This is a genomic window from Streptomyces peucetius, assembly GCF_025854275.1.
GTDB lineage: Bacteria > Actinomycetota > Actinomycetes > Streptomycetales > Streptomycetaceae > Streptomyces > Streptomyces peucetius_A.
In genome coordinates, this window is the sequence record NZ_CP107567.1 from 7,006,001 (window position 1) to 7,028,427 (window position 22,427).

Sequence of the window (22,427 nt, forward strand, 5' to 3'; positions counted from 1 at the left end):
GCCCCCTGTCCGTTTCTCTTCGCACCGGGGTCCGCGGCGAGCGGTCACCGCAGACCCCGTGGTTCGAGCCGTCGCTCAGCTCATCGACCGCCCCCCAACAAGCCGGCCGCCCTGGCCCATCGGTACTTCGCACCGAGGACCGCGACCGGCTTCTCCGTGGTGTACGGATACGCCACCACACCGCGCTCGAAGAGGTACTGGCACGCCTCCTCGACCTCCACGTCACCGGCGAGCGACGCCACCACCGGCTTCTCGACGCCGCGCTCCCGGAACTCCGCGACCACGCGCGCCGCCAGCTCGGCGAACACCATCGGCGGTGTGACGATCGTGTGCCAGTAGCCCAGCACCAGCGCATGGATACGGGGATCCTCCATGCCCAGCCGGATCGTCGCCTCGTACGTGGAGGGCGGCTCGCCACCCGTGATGTCGATCGGGTTGCCCGCGGCGCCGAACGGTGGGATGAACGCCTTGAACGAGGCGTCCAGGTCCGGCGGGATCTCCATCAGCGACAGACCGTTGTCGACGATCGCGTCCGACAGCAGCACCCCCGAACCGCCGGCGCCCGTGATGATCACGACGTTGTCGCCCTGCGGCGCCGGGAGCACCGGCAGTGCCCGCGCGTACTCCAGCATCTCGCTCAGGCCCGGCGCGCGGATCACGCCCGCCTGCCGCAGCACGTCGTCGTACACCGCGTCGTCACCGGCCAGCGCGCCCGTGTGCGACCCGGCCGCCCTGGCGCCCGCCGCCGTACGGCCGGCCTTGAGCACCACCACCGGCTTCTTCGGCACGGTCGCGCGCGCCGCCTCGACGAAGGCCCGTCCGTCCTTCAGGTCCTCCAGATGCATGGCGATGCAGTCGGTGTTGGGGTCCTCGCCGAACCAGGTGAGCAGGTCGTCCTCGTCCAGGTCCGACTTGTTGCCCAGGCCCACGATCGCGGAGACTCCCGTGCGCGTGGTCCGCGCGAACCCGAGGATCGCCATGCCGATGCCGCCCGACTGGGAGGTGAGCGCCACACCGCCCTTGACGTCGTAGGGCGTGCAGAAGGTCGCGCACAGGTCCTGCCAGGTGGAGTAGTAGCCGTAGATGTTCGGCCCGAGCAGCCGCACCCCGTACCGCTCGGCGATCGCCACGATCTCGGCCTGCAGCTCGTGTTCCCCGGTCTCCGCGAAGCCGGACGGGATCAGCACCGCGTTGGGAATGCCCTTGCGGCCGATTTCCTCGAGCGCGGCGGCGACGAACTTCGCGGGGATGGCGAAGACCGCCACATCGGGCTCGCCCGGGACATCCATCACGCTCTTGTACGCCTTACGGCCGAGTATGTCATCGGCCTTGGGGTTCACCGGATGGATCTCCCCGGGGAAACCGCCGTCGATCAGGTTGCGCATGACCGAATTGCCGATCTTGCCCTGTTCGTTGGAGGCTCCGATCACCGTCACCGAACGCGGCTGCATCAGCCGCCGCATCGAGGCGAGCATCTCCTCGCGGGAGTACCGGCGGCGCTCGGCCGGGACCTCCGTGCTCAGCAGGATCCGTACGTCGGCGGCCATCGCCCCGTCCGCGGAGGAGAACACCGGGTTGAGGTCGACCTCCGCGATCTCGGGGAAGTCGGCGGCCAGTTCCGAGACCCGGACCACCACATCGGCGAGCGCATCCCGGTCGACACCCGTGCCGCCGCGCACGCCGCGCAGGATCTCCGCCGCCCGGATGCCGTCCAGCATCGACAGCGCGTCGTCCCGCGAGGCGGGCGCGAGACGGAAGGTGACGTCCTTCAGCACCTCCACCAGGACACCGCCGAGGCCGAACGCCACCACCTTCCCGAACGTCGGGTCGGTGACCGTGCCGACCAGTACCTCCGTCCCGGCCGGCACCATCTGCTGCACCTGCACCCCGAGGACCCGCGCGTCCGGCGCGTACGCCTTCGCGTTCGACACGATCGCCGTGAACGCGCCGCGCACCTCGGCGCACGACGTCAGTCCGACCCGCACCCCGCCCGCGTCCGTCTTGTGCAGGATGTCGGGGGAGACGATCTTCATGGCGACCGGGAAGCCGATCCGGTCCGCGAGGGCCACCGCCGCGTCGGCCGTGTCCGCCAGGCCCTCGGCCGGTGTCGGGATGCCGTAGGCGTCGGTGACCGCCTTGCCCTCCGGGGCCGTCAGGGCGGTCCTGCCCTCGGCGAGCGCGCCCGCCAGGACGGCGCGTACCGCTGCCTGCCGTTCTTCGTGCTGTGTCACTAGACGACTCCGTTCGACTTGAGCAGGCGGAGCTCGTCGTCGCCGAGCCCCAGCTCACCGACGTACACCTCTTCGTTGTGCTGGCCGAGCAGCGGTGAGGTGACCACGTCGACGGGGGAGTCGGACAGCTTCAGCGGGCTGCCGACGGTGGTGAAGGTGCCGCGCTCGGGGTGCTCGACCTCGACGACCATCTCGTTGGCGGCCAGCGACGGGTCCTCGATGATCTCCTTGGTGGACAGGATCGGGCCGCAGGGGATGTTGCGGGCGTTGAGCTTCTCCAGCACCTCCCACTTGGGGAGTGTCGACGTCCACTCCTCGATCAGCTGGAACATCTTGCCGAGCTTCGGCAGCCGTGCCTCCGGTGTCGCCCACTCCGGGTCGCCCGCGAGCTCCGGCCGGCCGATCAGCTCCGAGATCGGCTGCCAGCCGACCGGCTGGACGATGACGTACACATAGTCGTTCGGGCCGCCGGGCGCGCACTTGACCGCCCAGCCGGGCTGCCCGCCGCCGGACGCGTTGCCCGAGCGCGGGACCTCGTCGCCGAAGTCCTCGTTGGGGTACTCGGCGAGCGGGCCGTGGGCGAGCCGCTGCTGGTCGCGCAGCTTGACCCGGCAGAGGTTGAGCACGGCGTGCTGCATGGCGACGTTGACGCGCTGGCCGCGCCCGGTGCTCTCCCGCTGGAACAGTGCGGCGAGAATCCCGGCGACGGCGTGGATGCCGGTGCCCGAGTCCCCTATCTGGGCGCCGGTCGCGAGCGGCGGCCCGTCCTCGAAGCCGGTGGTCGACATGGAGCCGCCCATCGCCTGCGCCACCACTTCGTACGCCTTGAAGTTGGTGTACGGACCGTCCCCGAAGCCCTTGATGGAGGCGTAGACGATCCGGGGGTTGATTTCCTGGATGCGTTCCCAGGTGAAGCCCATCCGGTCCACGGCACCAGGGCCGAAGTTCTCGACCATCACGTCGCTGCGGCGGATCAGCTCGGTCAGGATCTCCTTGCCGCGCTCCGACTTGGTGTTGAGGGTGATGCTCCGCTTGTTGCAGTTGAGCATCGTGAAGTACAGCGAGTCGACGTCCGGGAGGTCGCGCAGCTGCTTGCGGGTGATGTCGCCGCTCGGGGCCTCCAGTTTCACCACGTCCGCGCCGAGCCAGCCGAGCAGCTGGGTGGCGGAGGGGCCGGACTGGACATGCGTCATGTCGAGGACGCGGATGCCCTCAAGGGCCTTGGTCCTGGTCGTGGTCGGGGTCATGGCCGGCGCTCCTCACTTGTACATGGTCTGGTTCATGGTTCCGGGGGCGTACGCGTCGGGGTCCACCCAGACGTTGATCAGCGACGGCAGCCCGGACTCGCGGGCACGGCGCAGCGCCGGGCCGATGTCGGCCGGGTCGCGCACCTCCTCGCCGTAACCGCCCAGCATCTGGGCGAACTTGTCGTAGTGGACGTCGCCGAGGGTGTTGCCGACCCGCTCGCGCTCCAGGCCGTACTTCTGGGCCTGGCCGTAACGGATCTGGTTCATGGAGGAGTTGTTGCCGACGATGCCGACGAACGGCAGGTTGTAGCGGACCAGCGTCTCGAAGTCCCAGCCGGTCAGGGAGAACGCACCGTCGCCGAAGAGCGCCACGACCTCCTTGTCCGGGCGGGCCTGCTTGGCCGCCAGCACGAAGGGGACGCCGACGCCGAGGGTGCCGAGCGGACCGGGGTCCATCCAGTGGCCGGGGGACTTGGGCTGCACGACCTGGCCGGAGAAGGTGACGATGTCGCCGCCGTCCCCGATGTAGATCGAGTCCTCGGTGAGGAAGTCGTTGATCTCGCTGACCAGCCGGTACGGGTGGATCGGGGAGGCGTCGGAGCGCAGCTGGGGCAGCCGCTTGTCGAGCGCGGTCTGCTCGGCGGCGCGCAGTTCCTCCAGCCAGGCCTTGCGCCTGACCGCGCCGCCGTTCAGCCGGCCCGACACGGCCTCCGCCACGGACTTGAGGATCAGGCCGGCGTCACCGACGATCCCGAGGTCGATGTCCCGGTTCTTGCCCACGGTCCGGTAGTCGAGGTCGATCTGGACGACGGTCGCGTCCGGCGAGAGCCGCTTGCCGTAGCCCATGCGGAAGTCGAAGGGCGTACCGACGATGACGATGACGTCGGCGTTCGAGAAGGCGTAGCGGCGCGACAGCTGGAAGTGGTTCGGGTCGCCGGGCGGCAGGGTGCCGCGCCCCGCGCCGTTCATGTACGCGGGCATGTTCAGGGTGCGTACCAGCTCGACGGCGGAGTCGGTGCCGCGGGTCGTCCACACCTGGCTGCCGAGCAGGATCGCCGGCTTCTCCGCGTGGACCAGCAGGTCGGCGAGCTTCTCCACGGCCTCGGGGTCACCGGCGCTGCGGGTGGAGGCCCGGTAGTGGCCGGCCTTCGGGACCCGCGCCTTCTCCACGGGGACCTTGGCGTCGAGCACGTCGCGCGGGATCTCCAGGAAGGAGGGGCCGGGCGCGCCGTGGTAGCACTCGCGGAACGCCATGGAGACCATGTCGGCGGCGCGTGCCGTGTCCGGCACGGTGGCGGCGAACTTGGTGATCGGCGTCATCATGTCCACGTGCGGCAGGTCCTGCAGCGAGCCCATCTTGTGCTGGGTGTGGGCCCCCTGACCGCCTATCAGCAGCATGGGCGACTCGGCGCGGAAGGCGTTGGCGACGCCGGTCACGGCGTCCGTGGTGCCGGGCCCGGCGGTGACGACCGCGCAGCCCGGCTTGCCGGTGATGCGGGCGTAGCCGTCGGCGGCGTGGGCGGCGACCTGCTCGTGGCGGACGTCGACGACTTCGATGCCCTCGTCCACGCAGCCGTCGTAGATGTCGATGATGTGGCCGCCGCAGAGGGTGTAGACGACCTCCACGCCCTCGGCCTTGAGTGCCTTGGCGACCAGGTGTCCACCCGAGATGAGTTGCTGGCTGTTGTCGTCGGGCATGGCGAAGTCCTGTCCCTTCTTTTGTGGCTCGGTTCGCCTCCGGGGCGCTCGAGCGTGTGCCGACGGTCGATCGTGCTCGGTCCCTCGTTCCTCGGGACCTCCGCGCGTTCTCCCTTTCGGCACCCGCGCGCCCCTTCGGCTCACTCGCCCATGGGAGTGCAGATTGCATACAGTCGACGAATACTGTATGAAGCTTGTTATCCCGCATCCGGTGGGTGGTGTCCAGGGGGCGTGCGGCACTTTCATTCGTTTCGGACGAAGCACTGGGAGCCCGGCATGGATCTGTACGAGCACCAAGCAAGGGAACTCTTCGAGGAGTACGGCATCCCCGTACCGGAGGCGGAGACCGCCGACACCGCCACCGAGGCCCGCGCGGCCGCCGAGCGGCTCGGCGGCCGGGTCGTCGTCAAGGCGCAGGTGAAGACCGGCGGCCGGGGCAAGGCCGGCGGGGTGAAGCTCGCCGCCGACGCCGCGGCCGCCGAGGTGACCGCCCGGCAGATCCTCGGCATGGACATCAAGGGCCACACCGTGCGCAGGGTCATGCTCGCGCGGCCCGTCGGCATCGACGCCGAGTACTACATCTCCTACGTCCTCGACCGCGCCGCAGGCACCTTCCTCGCCATCGCCTCCGCGGAAGGCGGCATGGACATCGAGGAGGTAGCGGCCACCCGCCCCGAAGCGGTGGTCCGCATCCCCGTCCCGCTCGCGGAGGGCGTCACCGACGCGAAGGCCGCCGAGATCGCGGCTGCCGCCGGGCTGCCGGCCCGGGCCGCACCGGTACTGCGCTCGCTCTGGCAGGTTCTGGTCCGCGAGGACGCCCTCCTGGTCGAGGTCAACCCGCTGGTGCGCACCACGGCCGGCGACATCCTCGCCCTCGACGGCAAGGTCACCCTCGACGACAACGCCCGCTTCCGGCACTCGCGCTGGGGCGGCGACGACAGCACCCTGCACGACGATCCGCTGGAGGCGCTGGCCGCCGCCAAGGGCCTCAACTACGTCAAGCTCGACGGCACCGTCGGCATCATCGGCAACGGAGCCGGACTGGTCATGTCCACCCTCGACGTCGTCGCCGGCTGCGGTGCCAGGCCCGCGAACTTCCTCGACATCGGCGGCGGTGCCTCGGCGGCGGTAATGGCGGACGGGCTGTCCGTCATCCTCTCCGACCGTGACGTCAACAGCGTGCTCGTGAACGTCTTCGGCGGCATCACGGCCTGCGACGCCGTCGCCGAAGGCATCGTCAAGGCCCTCGACTCCGTACGCCTCACCAAACCCCTCGTCGTACGGCTCGACGGCAACAACGCCGCCCGCGGCCGCGCCGTCCTCGACGAGCGCGCCCACCCCCTGGTCCAGCAGGCCACCACGATGGACGGCGCAGCCCGCCGCGCCGCCGACCTCGCCATCTGACCACCCCGGTGGGGGTCCCCCCGGCCGAAGCCAGGGGGAGAACCGATCCAGAAGAAAGGACCGGGAACCATGGCCGTCTTCCTCACCAAGGAGAGCAAGATCCTCGTCCAGGGCATGACCGGGGCCGAGGGCATGAAGCACACCCGCCGGATGCTGGCGTCCGGGACCGACGTCGTCGCCGGCGTCAACCCCCGCAAGGCGGGCCGGGTCGTGGACTTCGACGAGCGTGCCGTCCCCGTCTTCGGCACCGTCGCCGAGGCCATGACGGCCACCGGCGCGGACGTCACCGTCGTCTTCGTACCGCCGCCGTTCGCCAAGGCCGCCGTCATCGAGGCGGCGGACGCCGGCATCGGGCTCGCCGTCGTCATCACCGAGGGCATCCCCGTCCACGACGCCGTCGCCTTCCAGGCGTACGCCGCCGAGCGCGGCACCCGGATCATCGGGCCCAACTGCCCCGGCCTGATCAGCCCCGGCCAGTCGAACGCCGGCATCATCCCCGCGGACATCGCCGCGGAGCCCGGCCGTATCGGACTCGTCTCCAAGTCCGGCACACTGACCTACCAACTCATGTACGAGCTCCGCGACATCGGCTTCTCCTCGGCGGTGGGCATCGGCGGCGACCCGGTCGTCGGCACCACCCACATCGACTGCCTCGCCGCCTTCGAACAGGACCCGGACACCGACCTCATCGTGCTCATCGGCGAGATCGGCGGCGACGCGGAGGAACGCGCCGCCGCCTACATCGCCGAGCACGTCACCAAGCCCGTCGTCGGCTACATCGCGGGCTTCACCGCGCCGGAGGGCCGGACCATGGGCCACGCCGGAGCGATCGTCTCCGGCTCCAGCGGCACCGCCCGGGCCAAGAAGGAGGCACTGGAAGCGGCCGGCGTACGGGTCGGCTCCACGCCCACCGAGACCTCCCGGCTGGTGCTCGCCCGCCTCGCGGAGCTCACCCGGCAGACCGAGGGCTGAGACCACCTCCGCCCGTCGGCGGGTGTGCCGACGGGGCGGACCCGGGGGCGGCCGGCGGGTGCGCGCCGGCCGCCCCCGCCGCCCACACCCCGGCCCCGCACGACCCCGCCCCGCCCCGTACGACCCCGCCCCGTACGACCCGGCACCGACCGGTACGACTCACGAGCGGAGTTCACCCTGATGGCACCCACCCTCACCCTCAAGCCGGGCACCGCCTGGACCGACGCCTGGCAGCGCTGCCTCGCCGCCGCCCCCGAGGCCTTCCAGGGCGACCGCGTCCTCAACCTCTGGGCCGGGCGGTGGCACGCCGACGGCCGAGCCCTCCCCGCCACCAGCCCCGTCGACCAGAGCCCCGTAGCCGGCCCGCCCCGGCTCGACGCGGCCACCGCCCGGCAGGCCGTCCGCGCCTCGCTCGACCAGCACCGCGCCTGGCGGCACATACCGCTGCCGGAACGCCGCGCCCGCGTCGGCGCCACGCTCGACGCGCTGACCGAGCACCGGGAACTGCTCGCCCTGCTGCTGGTGTGGGAGATCGGCAAGCCCTGGCGGCTCGCCCAGGCCGACGTCGACCGCGCGATCGACGGCGTGCGCTGGTACGTCGAGGGCATCGAACCCATGCTGGAAGGCCGTTCACCGCTCCCGGGCCCGGTGTCCGACATCGCCAGCTGGAACTACCCGATGTCCGTCCTCGTCCATGCCATGCTCGTCCAGGCGCTGGCCGGCAACGCGGTGATCGCCAAGGCCCCGACCGACGGCGGCGTCGCCTGCCTCACCCTCGCCTGCGCGCTCGCCGCCCGCGAAGGCGTACCGCTCACCCTGGTCAGCGGCAGCGGCGGCGAGCTCTCCGAGGCACTGGTCCGCTCCCCGGAGATCGGCTGCGTCTCCTTCGTCGGCGGCCGCGACACCGGCGCGCGGATCGCCACCGCCGTCGCCGACCTCGGCAAGCGCCACATCCTCGAACAGGAAGGCCTCAACACCTGGGGCGTCTGGAACTACACCGACTGGCCCGCGCTCACCGCCGCCGTCCCGAAACTCTTCGACTACGGCAAGCAGCGCTGCACGGCCTACCCCCGGTTCGTCGTCCAGCGCGAGGCGTTCGCCGACTTCCTCGCCGCCTACCTGCCCGCCGTACGCTCGATCCGCACCGGCCACCCCCTCGCCGTCGAACACCCCGACGACCCGCTGCCCGCCCTCGACTTCGGGCCGCTCATCAACGCGGCCAAGGCCAAGGAACTGGCCGACCAGGTCGCGGAGGCGATCGACCGCGGAGCCGTCCCCCTGCACCGGGGCTCCCTCGCCGGCGGCCACTTCCTCCCCGGCCAGGACACCTCCGCCTACCTCCCCCCGGTCACCCTGCTGAACCCGCCCCCGTCCTCACCGCTGCACCACGCCGAACCCTTCGGCCCGGTCGACACGATCGTCCTCGTCGACACGGAGGCGGAACTCCTCGCCGCGATGAACGCCTCGGGCGGTGCGCTCGTCGCCACCCTCTCCACCGACGACCCGGCGGCCTTCCAGCGCCTCGCCCCGCAGATCCGCGCCTTCAAGACCGGCCACAACGAGCCCCGTTCGCGCGGCGACCGCGACGAGCTCTTCGGCGGCTTCGGCGCGTCGTGGCGCGGCGCGTTCGTCGGCGGCGAACTGCTGGTGCGGGCGGTGACCGAGGGCCCGGCGGGGGAGCGGCTGCCGGGCAACTTCCCCGAGTACCAGCTCAACGCCTGACCACCGGCCGGACCCGCAGCGGCCTTGGGCCGTTTGCCCACACCGTTGTCGTGTCCGCCGCCGTGCGCTGCATGCGGCGACCTGCGACAACGGTGCGGAAGGAGTCGGCCCCGCGCTCCTACCGGGTGACGGCCAGGTGTCGGTCTGTCCCGTTGTGGTGATCACTAACTGTCGGCTGCCTCGTGCGAGCAGCACCGCACAGGCACCGCGCAGACAGGCCGGACACAGCACCACTGGAGGAATTCATGCGTATCGCACGTGCCGGTCTCCCGGCCGCCCTGGTCCTCGGCGCTCTCGTCCTGTCCTTCCCGGCAGCCGCGGCCGCCGCAGAGGACGACGGGAGCATCAGCATCAGCGAGCAGCGGGTGGCGCCGGGGGCCACGGTCACCGTCACCACCACCGCCTGCGGCGACGAGACCTACGGCAAGGGAGAGTCGGAGGCCGGCGGGCCGTTCCACCTGCTGGAGGGCGACCGGAAGGGTGTACTGGTGGGCGAGTTCCGGGTCCCTGACGACGCCGAGTCCGGCAGCGACACCGTCACCCTGAAGTGCCCTCCGAGGACCAAGGTCACCGGCACATACCAGATCTCCGGCCGCCCCAGCGGCGCGGTCGAAGCGGGCTTCGGCGACGCGACGGGCCGGACGGCCCAGTTCGCGCTGGGCGGTGTGCTGCTCACCGGAGCGGTCGCCGGCGCGGTGGCCCGGACGCGGCGGCGTACGGGCGGCGTCGCCGCCTGAACCTCGTCCCCCTCCCGCGGCCCCCGGCCCCCTGCCACCGATGCGGTGGCCGGGGGCCGCGGGGGCGCCCCGTCCCCTGCCGCCCCCGTCCCCTCCGCCGAACAAAGGCCCGCCACGATGGAGAACGGTCCCCGGCCGAGGACCACCGGAGAACCGGCGTCCTGGCTTCCCTCGTTCAAGGCGCTCGCCTGCGCGGCGATCGCGGGCATCCTGCTCCTGGCCGTCGCAGTGCGGGAGGACCACCCGCCGCAGCCCTCGTCCGCCCAGGCCCGGTCCTCCTCCGCCCTGCCCGCGCCGCACGCCGCGCCGGTGCGCACCGTGGTCCGGCCGCTGCCCGAGTCGGATCCCGTCCGGCTGATGATCCCCGCGATCGGGGTGAACGCCCCCATGACGCGACTGGAACTGGACGACACCGGTGCGCTGCTCCCACCGCCCGCCGACGAACCCGGCCTGGCCGGCTGGTACGGCGCCGGTACGGCACCCGGCGCGGTGGGGACGGCCGTTGCCGCCGGGCACGTGGACACCCCCATGGGGCCCGGTGTCTTCTACCGGCTCGGGGCGCTCACCAAGGGGGACACCGTCGAGGTCGTGAGGGAGGACGGACGAACGGCGGTCTTCTCGGTCGACGCCGTGGAGGTCCACGACAAGAGCGACTTCCCCGACGACCAGGTCTACGGGGATTCGGACCGGCCCGAACTGCGGGTGATCACCTGCGGCGGCGACTACTCCAGCAGCACCGGCTACCAGGGCAACGTCGTCGTCTACGCCACCCTGAGCGCGGTCCGGTAACCGGCCCCGGCCGCCCGGGCGCCGCCGACGACGCGAGCCGGCGGCTCACCCGGGCCCCCGGTGATCGTGTCGCTCATCCGATGCCCTGGCGGTCGGGCCGCAGCGCGAACGCACGCTCGGCCGACTCGGGCACCGTCCCCTCCACCGCCTGCACCAGCAGGGCCCGGTGCCGGGCGACGGGTTCGCGCCGCTCGGCCGGCACGAGCCGCAGCAGGTCGTCGAACGCGGCCATCAGCCGCCGCGACACCTGCGGGTCGCGGACGGCCTGACCGCGGATCTCCGCGAAGCCGAGATCGACCAGATCGGCCCACCCGGGGCCCTCCTGCACCAGCCGCACCACGCCGTCACGGTCGCGGTGGTGCACGGCCCCCAGCGGCCGGCGCGCGGCTGCCGCCAGGAACTGCACGATCCGGTCGACGCACTGCACGGCGGTGGTCGGATCGTTGACGGCCGACGACAGCGCCCGCAGCGCGATGTCGGACAACTGCCGCAGACCGAATCCGAGATCCTGATGGAACGTCCGCTCCATGCCGACGGACACCGAGGACTGCAGCACCTGACCCGCCGGCAGATCCTTCTGCCGTCCCCGGTCGCTGTGCACGGCGATGACCGGGGTCCCCGGCACCACGAAGTCCCCGATCCGGGGAACGAGCCGCAGCACCACGTCCTTGCGGCGGGCGACCCGTACGAGCCGGGACACATGCACGTCCCGCAGCGTTCCCGACCTCCCGCGGTGCAAGGCGGTCGCGACCTCCTCGGGCAGCGGCGCCCCGTCGGTGCCGTGCGCCGGCATCCGCTCCAGCACCCGGAACGACTCCCTCGTCACCCGGTCCACGACGGGCCCGACCCTCATCAGCTGGAGCGTCTGCGTCACATAGGCGATGAACAGCAGCAGACTCAGCCCCACCATCAGCAGTGTCAGCGCGCTCTGCAGCAGCGGCACCGAGACGACCAGCTCGGGGTCCTTCTCGCTGTCGTAGGAGGTCAGCACCAGCAGCGACAGCAGGAACGTCGCCAGGAACACGGAGAACGTGGCCTTGCTGATCCGGCTCCGGATGAAGATCCGTACGACGCGGGGACTGAAGTTCCCCGCCGCCATCTGCACGGCGACCAGCGAGATGCTGAACACGACACCGATGAAGGTCATCATGGCCGAAGCGATCGTGGTCACGATCGTCCTGGCGTCCTCCGCCCATGTGATCAACGTGTGCACGGCGTCGAAGTCGCGGTCCCGGCGGAGCGACTCCAGCAGCGCCGCGTCGACAGCGTCGGCCAGCAGCCACAGCACGAAGACGAGCACGAGCGCCGCGGTCGGGGCGAACCAGAAGGTGTCCCGCAGATGCTCGCGCAGCGGGGACATCGGCCGCGGCTGCCGGTGGGTACGAAGGCTCACGCCCCGACCGTAGTCTCACGCGGCGCATCCGTACGGATACACGCTGTGCAGGGCCCGTTTACCGGCTCGCCGGCGTGCCTGACCACGCAATATGCGGGTGAGAGGCACCTCGAAGCCCTGGTATTGTTGTCCATGTCGCCGCGGGAAACCGGGGCCGACCACCGGTCCGGGTGGCGGAATGGCAGACGCGCTAGCTTGAGGTGCTAGTGCCCTTTATCGGGCGTGGGGGTTCAAGTCCCCCCTCGGACACCAGCAGGACCCCAGCCGAGCTGGGGTCTTTTTTGCTTTTCGACGGCACGGAGCGGATCGTCCCACCGCGCGCTCACGGCCGACTCGCGTGGGAGCCGGCCGTGGGGCGCGTCCCGGTCAGACGGTGCAGCCCAGCTGCTTCTTCACCTTCGGCACGAAGTCCACGATGAAGGATTCGATCTGCTTGCGGCGTTCGTCGACGTCACCCCCGGCTTGGCCGTCGACGGTCACGAGCACGCTGATGTGGTCCGCCTTCGGACCGCCGCAGCCGGTGTTGACCATGGCGCTGGCGTCGCCCAGCGCCCCCAACCCGGCGAAAGGGAGATCGTTCAGCTTCTCGCGGTTGCGGAACCGGAAATCCTCGGAGGGATCCATCGGGTCGTAGAGTCTGTCCACTTTGCTGACCCGGATCCAGATCACCTTCTTGCCGTCCACCCGGATCTCGCAGTGGCCGCGTGTGTCCTCTCCCGTCTCGATCAGGGACTCACCGGTGACCTTGAGTTTCTTGCCGTCGAAGAGGAAGGGGTCGAGCTTCGTCTCGTCGAGCGTGACCCCGCAGGCCTCTTCTGGGACGGTGTACTCCCGGCCGCCCCCACACGCCGCGAGGGAGAGTGCGAGGCACGCGGTGATTGCGAGAGCCGCCGATCGGCGGCGTGCTTTCGTCATTGGATGCCTGCCACTCCTTCGGCCTTCTTGTTGCCGTCGTTGGCAGAGCCCTCGATCTGGGAGTAGGCGCCCTGGTCTTTGGAGTAGCCCTCGTGTGTCGGGTCCTCCGCCCAGTCCTTGTTCTGCTGGTACCAGACGTCAGCGAGTGACTGCAGCTCCCGGCGGCGGTTGGCGTATGTCTCGGTGTGATCGGCGGTAGCCTGGTTGTTGATCCTGTTCTGCTCGTCCTCGAGCATCTTCGCGGTGATCAGGTCCACACCTCGCTGCACGGCGTCGCCGGCCGGGTGCCACGGCGTGAGGAGACCGCCCACGATGTGGTACCTCCACGACTTCTCCCACGAGGCGTCGGCGAGGGCCTCTCCCTTGTCGGTGTTGGTCGCCTGGTAGCGGGCCTCCTCCAGGAAGCCGACCGTGCGGCCGGCACGGTCGAGGCTGTCCTCGGGGTGGGCCTTCTCGGTGAGGATGTCGGCCACCATCGACTGGTGCATGACCTGGGTGAGGGTCTGGTAATCGTCCCGGTTCCGCGAGATCTGCTTGCTGACCTCCATCAGCTGCCCCGAGTCCAGCTCATGCTCGACGAGGGGGCTGCTCATCGCCTTGTGCACCCAGTCACCGTGGTTGCCCATGGCGTACGCCATGCTGTCGCGCATCTCCGGCGGGAAGTCGTTGCCGGTGCTCGCCAGGATGGCCAGGGAGCGCTTCATGGCCTCCCGCTGCTCGGTGGTGTGCTCCGCGAACTTCGCACCGGATTCCGGGTCGGTGCCCCCCGACACCGCCGCGAACATGGCCTTGCCCGCGGCGTCCTTCGCCTCGTTCGGCCCGTCGTCCAGCGGTGAGTCGTCGAAGTACGGCCGGTCCTTGAGCACCCACTGCGCGTTGTCCTGTGGCTCCTTCGCGTTGAAGAAGTCCGTCGAGGCGTCCGGGCTGTTGGCCAGAACTGTGAGGAAGCCGTTCATCGGGTCGCGGCCGAACTCGGAGTCGCCGATGAAGTTCAGCTTGGGCATCGGCAACGCATTCCAGAATTTGTCCGGCAGCTTGAACTCCTTTTCCTTGGCGACCAGGTCGTTGCCGTACCGGGTGAGGAACTGGTCGTCGTAGTCGCCGGTGCGCATGAGGTTGCTCATGACCTGGTAGCCCGAGACGGTGCCGTTACGCGTCTGGTAGCGCTCCCCGGAGAGCCTCAGCATGTCGTTCTCCCCCTGCCGCATCGCAGGGCTGTCCGACTAGGTCGCGCCGCCAAGGACCGTACCGAGGTTCTTCTGGAACTCGCCGAGCTGGTCGAGCTGGGTGCGGGTCAGCTCGTTCGGGTTGTCGGGGCTGGACAGGTCCGCCCAGAACTCCAGCATGCCCTTCGGGCCGACCTGGGTGGCGAACTTTTCCTGGAACAGCGGGTCGTTCCTGTACGAGGCGAGCAGCCCGTTGAGCTTCTGGAACTGCTCGGGCGACATCTCGTCGCCGTGCTCCTCGATGAGCTTCGTGGCCTCTTCCGCCTTGCGCAGCGCTTCGATCGCGGAGTCCCGGTCGCCGTACGAGGCGCCGGAGAAACCGTACTCAGCCTGGTCGACCAGGGCGCGCAGCACGGTCGCCGCCGTCGAGTCGCTTTCCGTCGCACGGTTCAGGATGCGCTGGACATCGTCCCGCAGGTGCTCCGCATCCTGCGGTGAATGGTCGGGGATTTCGTGGCCCTTCGCGGCACGGTCCGGGTGGAGGATCACCGTCACGGTGAAGCCGCCGCCGCCGATCGGGGTCACCGTGAGGTTTTTCTTGCGGCCCCGCTCCAAGGCCTGATCGAGCCCCAGTTTGTAGCCTTCGAGCTCGTCGCGGGTGCCCCGCAGGATGTCATGGATCGACTTGGCCTCAGTGTGGGCGTCGCCGAACTCGCCTGCGGTCTTGGTGACGAACTCACGCGAGACCGTCGCGTTCGCACCCGCGCAGTTGGCCCTGTCAGCCTTTGCCTTGAGATCGTCACGGGCATCCGTCTCCAGCGTCTTGAGCTTGTCCACCACCCCCTTCCAGGCCGTGATCGCCTGGTTGAGCTGAGTGAAACTCGCGTGGCGCAGCGTCTCGAGGTCCATCAGCGCTGCGTCCTCTCCGTGAATCCGGCGTCAAGTGTCGCGATACTGCTCACGACGCTGTGGATGTGGTACTCGTCACCGGCGTGGGCGCCCTTGGTGTAGTCCATGTGGTTGGAGATGTGGGCACAGGCGTCCAACAGGGTTTTGAGCTGCTTCTCCCACTTGTCCTGCACATGATTGAGCGCTCCGCCCAGTGCGAAACCCTGGGTGCTCAGGTCCTTGGCGGCGGTCTGGCTGATGGACCAGGCGTCACGGCCATTTTTGCCCAGATTGTCGAACAGCCGGAACGCTGCGTCACCGACCGCCGCGAGGTCCTGCTGACTGGCCCTCAGCTCAGGGCCACCGGAGGACGCACCGCCCCCCTCGGCCGGGAGGCCGTTGAGGTGCATTGCCGTCGAACCTCCGTCAGCGGCCTCGCTCTTGAGTTACTCCCACTCGTCCCAGGCCATTCAGGCCCCCTCCCCCGTGCTGTCCGCTCTCCTGTTCAGGAGCGAAACAAGATTCGATCTTTCATGCCGAGTGTCAACCTAGCAACTGGCAGTCCCGGCAGGGCTCCCGGACGGGCTGCCGGCAGAGCGGTCCCGTCTGCGGCGAGGCCTGTTGGCGCGGACTGCTGCACGAGAACGGGTGTGTCTGGTGGTGCGCGAACGTCCTAGGGTGAGCGGCATGATCTCTGAGGGAATCGGCGGCGCCCCGCGAACCCGGTGGGCGGCCGCCGTGGCGGCGGTCCTGACGGTGGCCGTGGGACTCGGGGTCAGGGCGCTGCTGGGGGGAAGCGTTGCCGAACACGCGGGGGACGCGCTGTACACCGTCCTGATCCTCGCCCTGGTGGTTCTCGTTGCCCCCCGGCTGCGGCCGCTGACGGCCGCCGGTGCGGCGCTGGCGTTCAGCTGGGCGGTCGAGCTGTTGCAACTCACGAATGTGCCCGCCGAGTTGTCCCGGCGCAGTGTCGTCGCCAGGCTCGTCCTGGGCTCCACTTTCAACGCGCCCGACCTCCTCTGGTACGCCGTGGGCGCGGCCGCGGGGTGGTGCGGCCGCCGTGCGCTCGCCGGCCGCCGGGCTCGGCCGGCCCCGGCGTCCGCCGCCCGCTCCTGACGCCGCTCGCCCCGGCGCCACCCGGAGGCGCCGCCGGAGGGTTGCGCTCAGATGAGCGCGCGCGTCACGATCTGATCTCGGCCGCTTCCGGAGTCTTGCGTTCCAGGTCATGGAAACGTTTCCATCTCCTCGTGTAAACGTTTCCATGGGTTCATCGGCCCATGGCGCGAAGGCTCACGGAAACCACAAGGAGGTGGTCCGGACATGGCCGGCATCAAGGATGTCGCCGCTGCGGCGGGGCTGTCCGTCGCCACGGTCTCGCGGGCGCTCAACAACCACCCGTCCGTCAGCCCTGACGCCAGGGCCCGCGTCCTCGCCGCCGTCGAAGCGCTCGGCTACCGTCCCAACGCCGTCGCCCGGTCGCTGCGCACCGACCAGACACGCACCATCGGACTCGTCATCAGCGACGTCCTCAACCCGTACTTCACGGAGCTGGCGCGCTTCGTCGAGGAAGAGGCCCGCACCCTCGGCTACAGCGTCATCATCGGCAACGCCAACGAGGAGCCCGACCTCCAGGACCATCACGTCCGCACGCTCCTCGAACGACGCATCGACGGACTGCTCGTGTCGCCCGCCGACGGACGCTCCCCGCTGATGGTGGACGCGGCGGGTGGCCGGACGCCCATGGTCTTCGTCGACCGCTGGATCCCCGGCGTCGACGTCCCCGTCGTCCGCGCCGACGGCCGGCAGGCGATCCGCGACCTGGTCGCCCATCTGCACGGCCTCGGCCACCGCCGGCTCGCCATCATCGCCGGCCCGGCGGCCACCACCACCGGCCACGAACGCGTCGAGGCCTTCCGCGAGGCGCTGCGGGAGTACGGGCTGCCCCTGCCCGACGCGTACATCGGGCAGGGCGACTTCCAGGCCGACAGCGGCCGCCGCGTCACCGAGGAGTTCCTCGCGCTGCCCGAGATGCCCGACGTCGTCTTCGCCGCCGACAACCTGATGGCCCTCGGCGCACTCGACGCCGTCCGCGCCCGGGGCCTGCGCGTCCCTCAGGACATCGCCCTCGCCGCGTTCGACGACATCCCGTGGTTCGTCCACACCGATCCGCCGGTCACGGCGATCGCGCAGCCCGTCGCCGACCTGGCCAGAGCCGCCGTACGGGCACTGGTCGACCTGATCGAGGGCAGGCCCCCGCAGTCCGTGACCCTCCCCGCCCGCCTCGTCGTACGCCGCTCCTGCGGCGAGACGCCCTCCACCCCCTCCCCGAACAGGAGCAACTTGTGAGCAGCCAGGACGAGTTGCTGCGCATCGAAGGAATCCGCAAGACGTTCCCCGGCGTGGTCGCCCTCGACTCCGTCGACTTCGACCTGCGCCGCGGCGAAGTGCACGTCCTCCTCGGCGAGAACGGAGCAGGCAAGAGCACCCTCATCAAGATGCTTTCGGGCGCCTACCGCCCCGACAGCGGGCGCATCCTCGCCGAGGGACACGAGGTCCGCATCCACGGCGCGCAGGACGCCGAACGTCTCGGCATCGCCACCATCTACCAGGAGTTCAACCTGGTGCCCGACCTGACGGTCGCCGAGAACATCTTCCTCGGCCGTCAGCCGCGGCGCTTCGGCATGATCGACCGCAGGACGATGGAGGCGGAGGCGCAGAAGCTTCTCGACCGTGTCGGCGTGCGGGTCTCGCCCCGGGCGCGCGTCCGTGAACTGGGCATCGCCCGCCTCCAGATGGTGGAGATCGCCAAGGCCCTCAGCCTCGACGCCCGCGTCCTCATCATGGACGAGCCGACCGCCGTCCTGACCTCCGAGGAGGTGGACAAGCTCTTCCGGATCGTCCGGCAGCTGCGCGCCGACGGCGTCGGCATCGTGTTCATCACCCACCACCTCGAGGAGATCGCCGCACTCGGCGACCGCGTCACCGTCCTGCGCGACGGCCGCTCCGTCGACCAGGTACCCGCCTCGACCCCCGAGGACGAGCTCGTACGGCTCATGGTCGGCCGCTCCATCGAGCAGCAGTACCCGCGCGAACGCCCGAAGACCGGCGAGCCGTTGCTCTCCGTCCGCGGACTGACCCGTAACGGCGTCTTCCACGACGTCAGCTTCGAGGTGCGGGCCGGAGAGGTCGTCGGCCTCGCCGGACTCGTCGGCGCCGGCCGCACCGAGGTCGCCCGCGCCGTCTTCGGCGCCGACCCGTACGACAGCGGCAGCGTCGACGTCCTCGGCCGGGCCCTGCCCACGCACGACGTCACCGCCGCGATGGGTGCCGGCCTCGGCCTCGTACCCGAGGACCGCAAGGGCCAGGGCCTGGTCCTCGACGCGTCCGTGCAGGAGAACCTGGGCCTGGTCACCCTGCGTTCGGCGACCCGCGCCGGGCTCGTCGACCTCAAGGGCCAACGCACCGCCGCCGCGCGGATCGCCGAGCAGCTCGGTGTACGGATGGCAGGTCTCGGCCAGCACGTACGGACCCTGTCGGGCGGCAACCAGCAGAAGGTCGTCATCGGCAAGTGGCTGCTCGCCGACACCCGGGTGCTCATCCTCGACGAGCCCACCCGGGGCATCGACGTCGGCGCCAAGGTCGAGATCTACCAGCTCATCAACGAGCTCACCGCCTCCGGGCACGCCGTCCTCATGATCTCCAGCGACCTGCCGGAGGTGCTCGGCATGAGCGACCGGGTGCTGGTCATGGCCCAGGGCCGGATCGCCGGCGAACTCGACGCGCAACAAGCCTCCCAGGACGCGGTCATGGCCCTCGCCGTCACCGCGAACCCCACGACGAACACCGCAGTGAACGAAGAGGAGAGCCCCCGTGGCCACTGACACGCTGAAGAACGACACGGGTGCGAGCGGCGCCTCGACGGGAGGTGCCGCACTGCGCCGCATCCTCCTCGACAACGGCGCGCTCACCGCGCTCGTCGTACTGCTCGTCGCGATGTCGCTGCTCTCCGGCGACTTCCTGAGCACCCAGAACCTGCTCAACGTCGGCGTACAGGCCGCCGTGACCGCGATCCTCGCGTTCGGCGTCACGTTCGTCATCGTCGCGGCCGGCATCGACCTGTCCGTCGGCTCCATCGCCGCGCTCTCCGCCACGGTGCTCGCCTGGACGGCCACCAGCGAAGGCGTGCCGGTGTGGCTGGCCGTCATACTCGCCGTCGCGACCGGACTGGCCTGCGGATTCGTCAACGGCGCGCTCGTCTCGTACGGCAAGCTCCCGCCGTTCATCGCGACGCTCGCCATGCTGTCGATCGGCCGCGGGCTGTCCCTCGTCATCTCGCAGGGCAGCCCCATCGCCTTCCCCGAGTCGGTCTCCTCCCTCGGCGACACCCTCGGCGGCTGGCTGCCGGTGCCCGTCCTCGTGATGATCGCGATGGGCCTGATCACCGCCCTGATCCTCGGCCGCACCTACATCGGCCGCTCCATGTACGCCATCGGCGGCAACGAGGAGGCCGCCCGTCTGTCCGGCCTGCGCGTCAAGCGGCAGAAGCTCGTCATCTACGCACTGTCCGGCCTGTTCGCCGCCGTCGCCGGTATCGTCCTCGCCTCCCGCCTCGCCTCGGCGCAGCCGCAGGCCGCGCAGGGCTACGAACTCGACGCGATCGCCGCGGTCGTCATCGGCGGCGCCAGCCTCGCGGGCGGCGTCGGCAAGGCGTCCGGCACCCTGATCGGCGCGCTGATCCTCGCCGTGCTCCGCAACGGCCTCAACCTCCTGTCGGTCTCCGCCTTCTGGCAGCAGGTCGTCATCGGCGTCGTCATCGCCCTCGCGGTGCTGCTGGACACACTGCGCCGTCGCGCCGGATCCGCAGGCGGCGGCTCCGCGGCCGCCGGGACCGGAAGCGGGGGCGGGAGCGCCGGGAACGGGGGGAAGAAGAAGAGCGCGGCGCAGTTCGCGATCGCCGCGGTGATCGTCGCGGCCGTGGTCGGTGCCGTCACCCTGCTCAACCCCGGCTCGTCGTCCACCACGACCCGGATCGGCATGTCGCTGTCCACACTCAACAACCCGTTCTTCGTGCAGATGAAGGACGGTGCGCAGGCGGAGGCGAAGGCCGCCGGCATCGAACTCACCGTCACCGACGCCCAGAACGACGCCTCCCAGCAGGCGAACCAGCTGCAGAACTTCACCAGCTCCGGAGTGAAGTCGATCATCGTCAACCCGGTGGACTCCGACGCGGTCGGCCCGGCCGTGCGCGGCGCCAACAAGGCCGAGATCCCGGTGATCGCCGCCGACCGCGGCGTCAACAAGGCGGAGACCGAGGCCCTGGTGGCCTCCGACAACGTCGCCGGCGGCAGGCTCGCCGCGAAGACGCTGGCCGAGAAGCTCGGCGGCAAGGGCGAGATCGTGATCCTTCAGGGCACCGCCGGCACGTCCGCCAGCCGCGAGCGCGGCGCGGGCTTCGCCGAGGGTCTCAAGGACTACCCGGGCATCAAGGTGCTCGCCAAGCAGCCCGCGGACTTCGACCGCACCAAGGGCCTCGACGTCATGACGAACCTGCTGCAGGCCAACCCCGGCGTCGACGGCGTCTTCGCGGAGAACGACGAGATGGCGCTCGGTGCGGTCAAGGCGCTCGGCAGCCGGGCCGGGAAGTCGGTGTCCGTCGTCGGCTTCGACGGCACCCCCGACGGCCTGAAGGCGGTCGAGGCGGGCACGCTGTACGCGTCGGTCGCCCAGCAGCCGGCCGAGCTCGGCAGGATCGCCGTGCGCAACGCGGTCAGGGCCGCGCAGGGCAAGGAGGTCGAGAGCACGGTGAAGGTGCCCGTCAAGGTGGTCACCGCAGCGAACGTCGCCGACTTCTCGTGATGTCCCAGGAAGGCACATCCCGTATGTACGACTACGACCTGCTGGTCGTCGGCTCCGCCAACGCCGACCTGGTCGTCGGTGTCGAGCGCCGTCCCGCCGCGGGCGAGACCGTCCTCGGTTCGGACCTCACCGTCCACCCGGGCGGCAAGGGCGCCAACCAGGCGGTGGCCGCAGGCCGCCTCGGGGCCCGTACCGCACTGCTCGCCCGCGTCGGCGACGACGCCCACGGGCGGCTGCTGCTCGACTCGCAGCGGGCGGCCGGCGTCGACACCGCGGGCGTACTCGTCGGCGGGGCGCCCACCGGCGTCGCGCTGATCACCGTCGACCCGTCGGGCGACAACAGCATCGTCGTCTCACCGGGCGCCAACGCCCGGCTGACGCCCGACGACGTGCGGGCCGCGGCGGAGCTGCTGGGCCGGGCCCGGGTCGTCTCCGTGCAGCTGGAGATCCCGCTCGGGACGGTGGCGGAAGTGGCCCGCACGCTGCCGCCCGGCGCCCGGCTCGTCCTCAACCCGTCCCCGCCGGCGCCGCTGCCCGCCGATGTGCTCGCCGCGTGCGACCCGCTGGTCGTCAACGAGCACGAGGCGCGGTACATCCTCGGGGAGACGGGCGAGGCGGGCGAGGCGGGCGAGACGGGCGAGACGGGCGAGACGGGTGAGGGTCCCGAGGAGTGGGCGCGGGCCCTGCTGGCCCTCGGCCCCCGCTCGGTCGTGATCACGCTGGGTGCACAGGGCGCGCTCGTCGCCGAGGACGGCGCGGACGCCGTCCGCGTGGCCAGCCCCAGGGTCGGCGCGGTCGACACCACCGGCGCGGGTGACGCCTTCACGGCCGCCCTCGCCTGGCGGCTCGGCCTCGGCGAACCTCTCGCCGCGGCCGCGGCCTTCGCCGTGCGCGTGGGCGCGGCCGCCGTCACCCGCGAGGGAGCGCAGGAGTCCTTCCCGACGGCACAGGAGGTCGGCGCCCTGTGAAGCGGTCCGGCATTCTCAACCGCCATCTCGCGGGCGCGCTCGCCGAACTGGGCCACGGCGACGGTGTCCTCGTCTGCGACGTCGGCATGCCGATCCCGGCCGGGCCGCGCGTCGTGGACCTGGCGTTCCGCGCCGGGATCCCGTCGTTCGCCGACGTGCTGGAGGGGCTGCTCGACGAACTGGTCGTCGAGGGCGCGACAGCCGCGTCCGAGGTCCGCGAGCGGAACACCCCTGCCGCCCGGCTGCTCGAAGAGCGCCTGCCGGACCTGGTGTTCGTCCCGCACGACGAACTGAAGGCGTTCACCACGGGAGCCCGCCTCGTGATCCGCACGGGGGAGGCCCGCCCCTACGCGAACGTCCTGCTGCGCTGCGGCGTCTTCTTCTGACGCCCGCCCCGCCGTGTCAGGGCCGCCCTCTGGGGCCGCCGTCGATCCCGCAGGA

General features: G+C 70.8%; 19 protein-coding genes and 1 tRNA gene. 12 read left to right on the forward strand and 8 right to left on the reverse strand.

The genetic code is table 11. The features are described from left to right. Positions 1 to 80: 80 nt before the first annotated feature. The 3 genes from OGH68_RS31635 to OGH68_RS31645 are packed head-to-tail and all read right to left on the reverse strand — an operon-like array spanning position 81 to position 5,176. Positions 81 to 2,231, reverse strand: a complete 2,151-nt coding sequence (locus OGH68_RS31635) for an acetate--CoA ligase family protein (RefSeq protein ID WP_264248795.1) — start codon at positions 2,229 to 2,231, stop codon at positions 81 to 83. Beyond that, the gene (gene frc / locus OGH68_RS31640) at positions 2,231 to 3,478 is read right to left on the reverse strand and encodes a formyl-CoA transferase (protein ID WP_264248796.1); all 1,248 of its coding nucleotides are present in this window, start codon (positions 3,476 to 3,478) and stop codon (positions 2,231 to 2,233) included. The genes OGH68_RS31635 and frc overlap by 1 nt, the downstream gene beginning before the upstream one ends. A gap of 12 nt (positions 3,479 to 3,490) precedes the next feature. Continuing rightward, a complete protein-coding gene (locus tag OGH68_RS31645) occupies positions 3,491 to 5,176 on the reverse strand; it encodes a thiamine pyrophosphate-binding protein (protein ID WP_264248797.1) in 1,686 nt (561 codons plus the stop codon). 276 nt (positions 5,177 to 5,452) lie between these two features. Between OGH68_RS31645 and sucC the strand changes: the two genes are divergently transcribed. The 5 genes from sucC to OGH68_RS31670 all read left to right on the forward strand — a co-directional run bounded on the left by sucC (position 5,453) and on the right by OGH68_RS31670 (position 10,800). Continuing rightward, positions 5,453 to 6,580 carry an ADP-forming succinate--CoA ligase subunit beta gene (gene sucC / locus OGH68_RS31650; protein WP_264248798.1) on the forward strand — a complete coding sequence of 376 codons (1,128 nt, stop codon included), beginning with the start codon at positions 5,453 to 5,455 and terminating at the stop codon, positions 6,578 to 6,580. A gap of 69 nt (positions 6,581 to 6,649) precedes the next feature. After that, positions 6,650 to 7,552 (forward strand): succinate--CoA ligase subunit alpha, encoded by a 903-nt coding sequence (gene sucD / locus OGH68_RS31655; RefSeq protein ID WP_264248800.1) that lies wholly within the window; start codon positions 6,650 to 6,652, stop codon positions 7,550 to 7,552. Positions 7,553 to 7,732: 180 nt separating this feature from the next. Beyond that, entirely contained in the window at positions 7,733 to 9,274 is a 1,542-nt protein-coding gene (locus OGH68_RS31660) for an aldehyde dehydrogenase family protein (protein ID WP_264248801.1), read from the forward strand. A 245-nt stretch (positions 9,275 to 9,519) separates the two neighbouring features. Beyond that, entirely contained in the window at positions 9,520 to 10,011 is a 492-nt protein-coding gene (locus OGH68_RS31665) for a sortase (RefSeq protein ID WP_264248802.1), read from the forward strand. 117 nt (positions 10,012 to 10,128) lie between these two features. Beyond that, on the forward strand, positions 10,129 to 10,800 hold the full coding sequence (locus OGH68_RS31670; RefSeq protein ID WP_264248803.1) for a class F sortase: 672 nt from the start codon (positions 10,129 to 10,131) through the stop codon (positions 10,798 to 10,800). A gap of 73 nt (positions 10,801 to 10,873) precedes the next feature. On the opposite strand, the gene OGH68_RS31675 is transcribed toward OGH68_RS31670, so the two are convergent. Next, complete coding sequence (locus tag OGH68_RS31675; RefSeq protein ID WP_264248804.1) at positions 10,874 to 12,193, reverse strand: DUF2254 domain-containing protein; 1,320 nt, start codon at positions 12,191 to 12,193, stop codon at positions 10,874 to 10,876. 164 nt (positions 12,194 to 12,357) lie between these two features. Between OGH68_RS31675 and OGH68_RS31680 the strand changes: the two genes are divergently transcribed. Then, positions 12,358 to 12,445 (forward strand) — tRNA-Leu (locus OGH68_RS31680). Between the two features lie 114 nt (positions 12,446 to 12,559). Here the strand turns inward: OGH68_RS31680 and OGH68_RS31685 are convergent. From OGH68_RS31685 to OGH68_RS31700, 4 genes are read right to left on the reverse strand one after another with little or no spacing between them, the layout of a single operon-like run. After that, entirely contained in the window at positions 12,560 to 13,108 is a 549-nt protein-coding gene (locus OGH68_RS31685) for a hypothetical protein (RefSeq protein WP_264248805.1), read from the reverse strand. Continuing rightward, positions 13,105 to 14,295 carry a hypothetical protein gene (locus OGH68_RS31690; protein WP_264248806.1) on the reverse strand — a complete coding sequence of 397 codons (1,191 nt, stop codon included), beginning with the start codon at positions 14,293 to 14,295 and terminating at the stop codon, positions 13,105 to 13,107. The genes OGH68_RS31685 and OGH68_RS31690 overlap by 4 nt, the downstream gene beginning before the upstream one ends. Before the next feature lie 36 nt (positions 14,296 to 14,331). Then, positions 14,332 to 15,183, reverse strand: a complete 852-nt coding sequence (locus tag OGH68_RS31695; protein ID WP_264248807.1) for a hypothetical protein — start codon at positions 15,181 to 15,183, stop codon at positions 14,332 to 14,334. Then, positions 15,183 to 15,572 carry a hypothetical protein gene (locus OGH68_RS31700; RefSeq protein ID WP_264248808.1) on the reverse strand — a complete coding sequence of 130 codons (390 nt, stop codon included), beginning with the start codon at positions 15,570 to 15,572 and terminating at the stop codon, positions 15,183 to 15,185. The genes OGH68_RS31695 and OGH68_RS31700 overlap by 1 nt, the downstream gene beginning before the upstream one ends. Before the next feature lie 277 nt (positions 15,573 to 15,849). Here OGH68_RS31700 and OGH68_RS31705 point away from each other — a divergent pair, with 277 nt between their 5' ends. From OGH68_RS31705 to rbsD, 6 genes are all read left to right on the forward strand, one after another. Beyond that, on the forward strand, positions 15,850 to 16,278 hold the full coding sequence (locus tag OGH68_RS31705) for a DUF2809 domain-containing protein (protein ID WP_264248810.1): 429 nt from the start codon (positions 15,850 to 15,852) through the stop codon (positions 16,276 to 16,278). Positions 16,279 to 16,482: 204 nt separating this feature from the next. Next, a complete protein-coding gene (locus tag OGH68_RS31710) occupies positions 16,483 to 17,508 on the forward strand; it encodes a LacI family DNA-binding transcriptional regulator (protein ID WP_264248811.1) in 1,026 nt (341 codons plus the stop codon). Then, positions 17,505 to 19,043, forward strand: a complete 1,539-nt coding sequence (locus OGH68_RS31715) for a sugar ABC transporter ATP-binding protein (protein ID WP_264248813.1) — start codon at positions 17,505 to 17,507, stop codon at positions 19,041 to 19,043. The genes OGH68_RS31710 and OGH68_RS31715 overlap by 4 nt, the downstream gene beginning before the upstream one ends. Then, a complete protein-coding gene (locus tag OGH68_RS31720) occupies positions 19,033 to 21,018 on the forward strand; it encodes a substrate-binding domain-containing protein (RefSeq protein WP_264248815.1) in 1,986 nt (661 codons plus the stop codon). Before OGH68_RS31715 ends, OGH68_RS31720 begins: the two co-directional genes overlap by 11 nt. A 23-nt stretch (positions 21,019 to 21,041) precedes the next feature. Then, positions 21,042 to 21,986 carry a ribokinase gene (locus OGH68_RS31725; protein WP_264250378.1) on the forward strand — a complete coding sequence of 315 codons (945 nt, stop codon included), beginning with the start codon at positions 21,042 to 21,044 and terminating at the stop codon, positions 21,984 to 21,986. Beyond that, positions 21,983 to 22,372, forward strand: coding sequence for a D-ribose pyranase (gene rbsD / locus OGH68_RS31730; protein WP_264248817.1), 390 nt, complete (start codon positions 21,983 to 21,985; stop codon positions 22,370 to 22,372). The genes OGH68_RS31725 and rbsD overlap by 4 nt, the downstream gene beginning before the upstream one ends. The last annotated feature ends 55 nt before the right edge of the window (positions 22,373 to 22,427 follow it).

Excerpts from the sequence above, each read along its gene's own strand:
- OGH68_RS31670 (WP_264248803.1), top strand. The coding sequence starts at position 10,129 with ATGGAGAACGGTCCCCGGCCGAGGACCACCGGAGAACCGGCGTCCTGG.
- OGH68_RS31695 (WP_264248807.1), bottom strand. The coding sequence starts at position 15,183 with ATGGACCTCGAGACGCTGCGCCACGCGAGTTTCACTCAGCTCAACCAG.
- OGH68_RS31660 (WP_264248801.1), top strand. The coding sequence starts at position 7,733 with ATGGCACCCACCCTCACCCTCAAGCCGGGCACCGCCTGGACCGACGCC.
- sucD (WP_264248800.1), top strand. The coding sequence starts at position 6,650 with ATGGCCGTCTTCCTCACCAAGGAGAGCAAGATCCTCGTCCAGGGCATG.
- sucC (WP_264248798.1), top strand. The coding sequence starts at position 5,453 with ATGGATCTGTACGAGCACCAAGCAAGGGAACTCTTCGAGGAGTACGGC.
- OGH68_RS31645 (WP_264248797.1), bottom strand. The coding sequence starts at position 5,176 with ATGCCCGACGACAACAGCCAGCAACTCATCTCGGGTGGACACCTGGTC.
- frc (WP_264248796.1), bottom strand. The coding sequence starts at position 3,478 with ATGACCCCGACCACGACCAGGACCAAGGCCCTTGAGGGCATCCGCGTC.
- OGH68_RS31700 (WP_264248808.1), bottom strand. The coding sequence starts at position 15,572 with ATGCACCTCAACGGCCTCCCGGCCGAGGGGGGCGGTGCGTCCTCCGGT.
- OGH68_RS31705 (WP_264248810.1), top strand. The coding sequence starts at position 15,850 with ATGATCTCTGAGGGAATCGGCGGCGCCCCGCGAACCCGGTGGGCGGCC.
- OGH68_RS31665 (WP_264248802.1), top strand. The coding sequence starts at position 9,520 with ATGCGTATCGCACGTGCCGGTCTCCCGGCCGCCCTGGTCCTCGGCGCT.
- OGH68_RS31725 (WP_264250378.1), top strand. The coding sequence starts at position 21,042 with ATGTACGACTACGACCTGCTGGTCGTCGGCTCCGCCAACGCCGACCTG.
- OGH68_RS31690 (WP_264248806.1), bottom strand. The coding sequence starts at position 14,295 with ATGCTGAGGCTCTCCGGGGAGCGCTACCAGACGCGTAACGGCACCGTC.
- OGH68_RS31685 (WP_264248805.1), bottom strand. The coding sequence starts at position 13,108 with ATGACGAAAGCACGCCGCCGATCGGCGGCTCTCGCAATCACCGCGTGC.
- OGH68_RS31710 (WP_264248811.1), top strand. The coding sequence starts at position 16,483 with ATGGCCGGCATCAAGGATGTCGCCGCTGCGGCGGGGCTGTCCGTCGCC.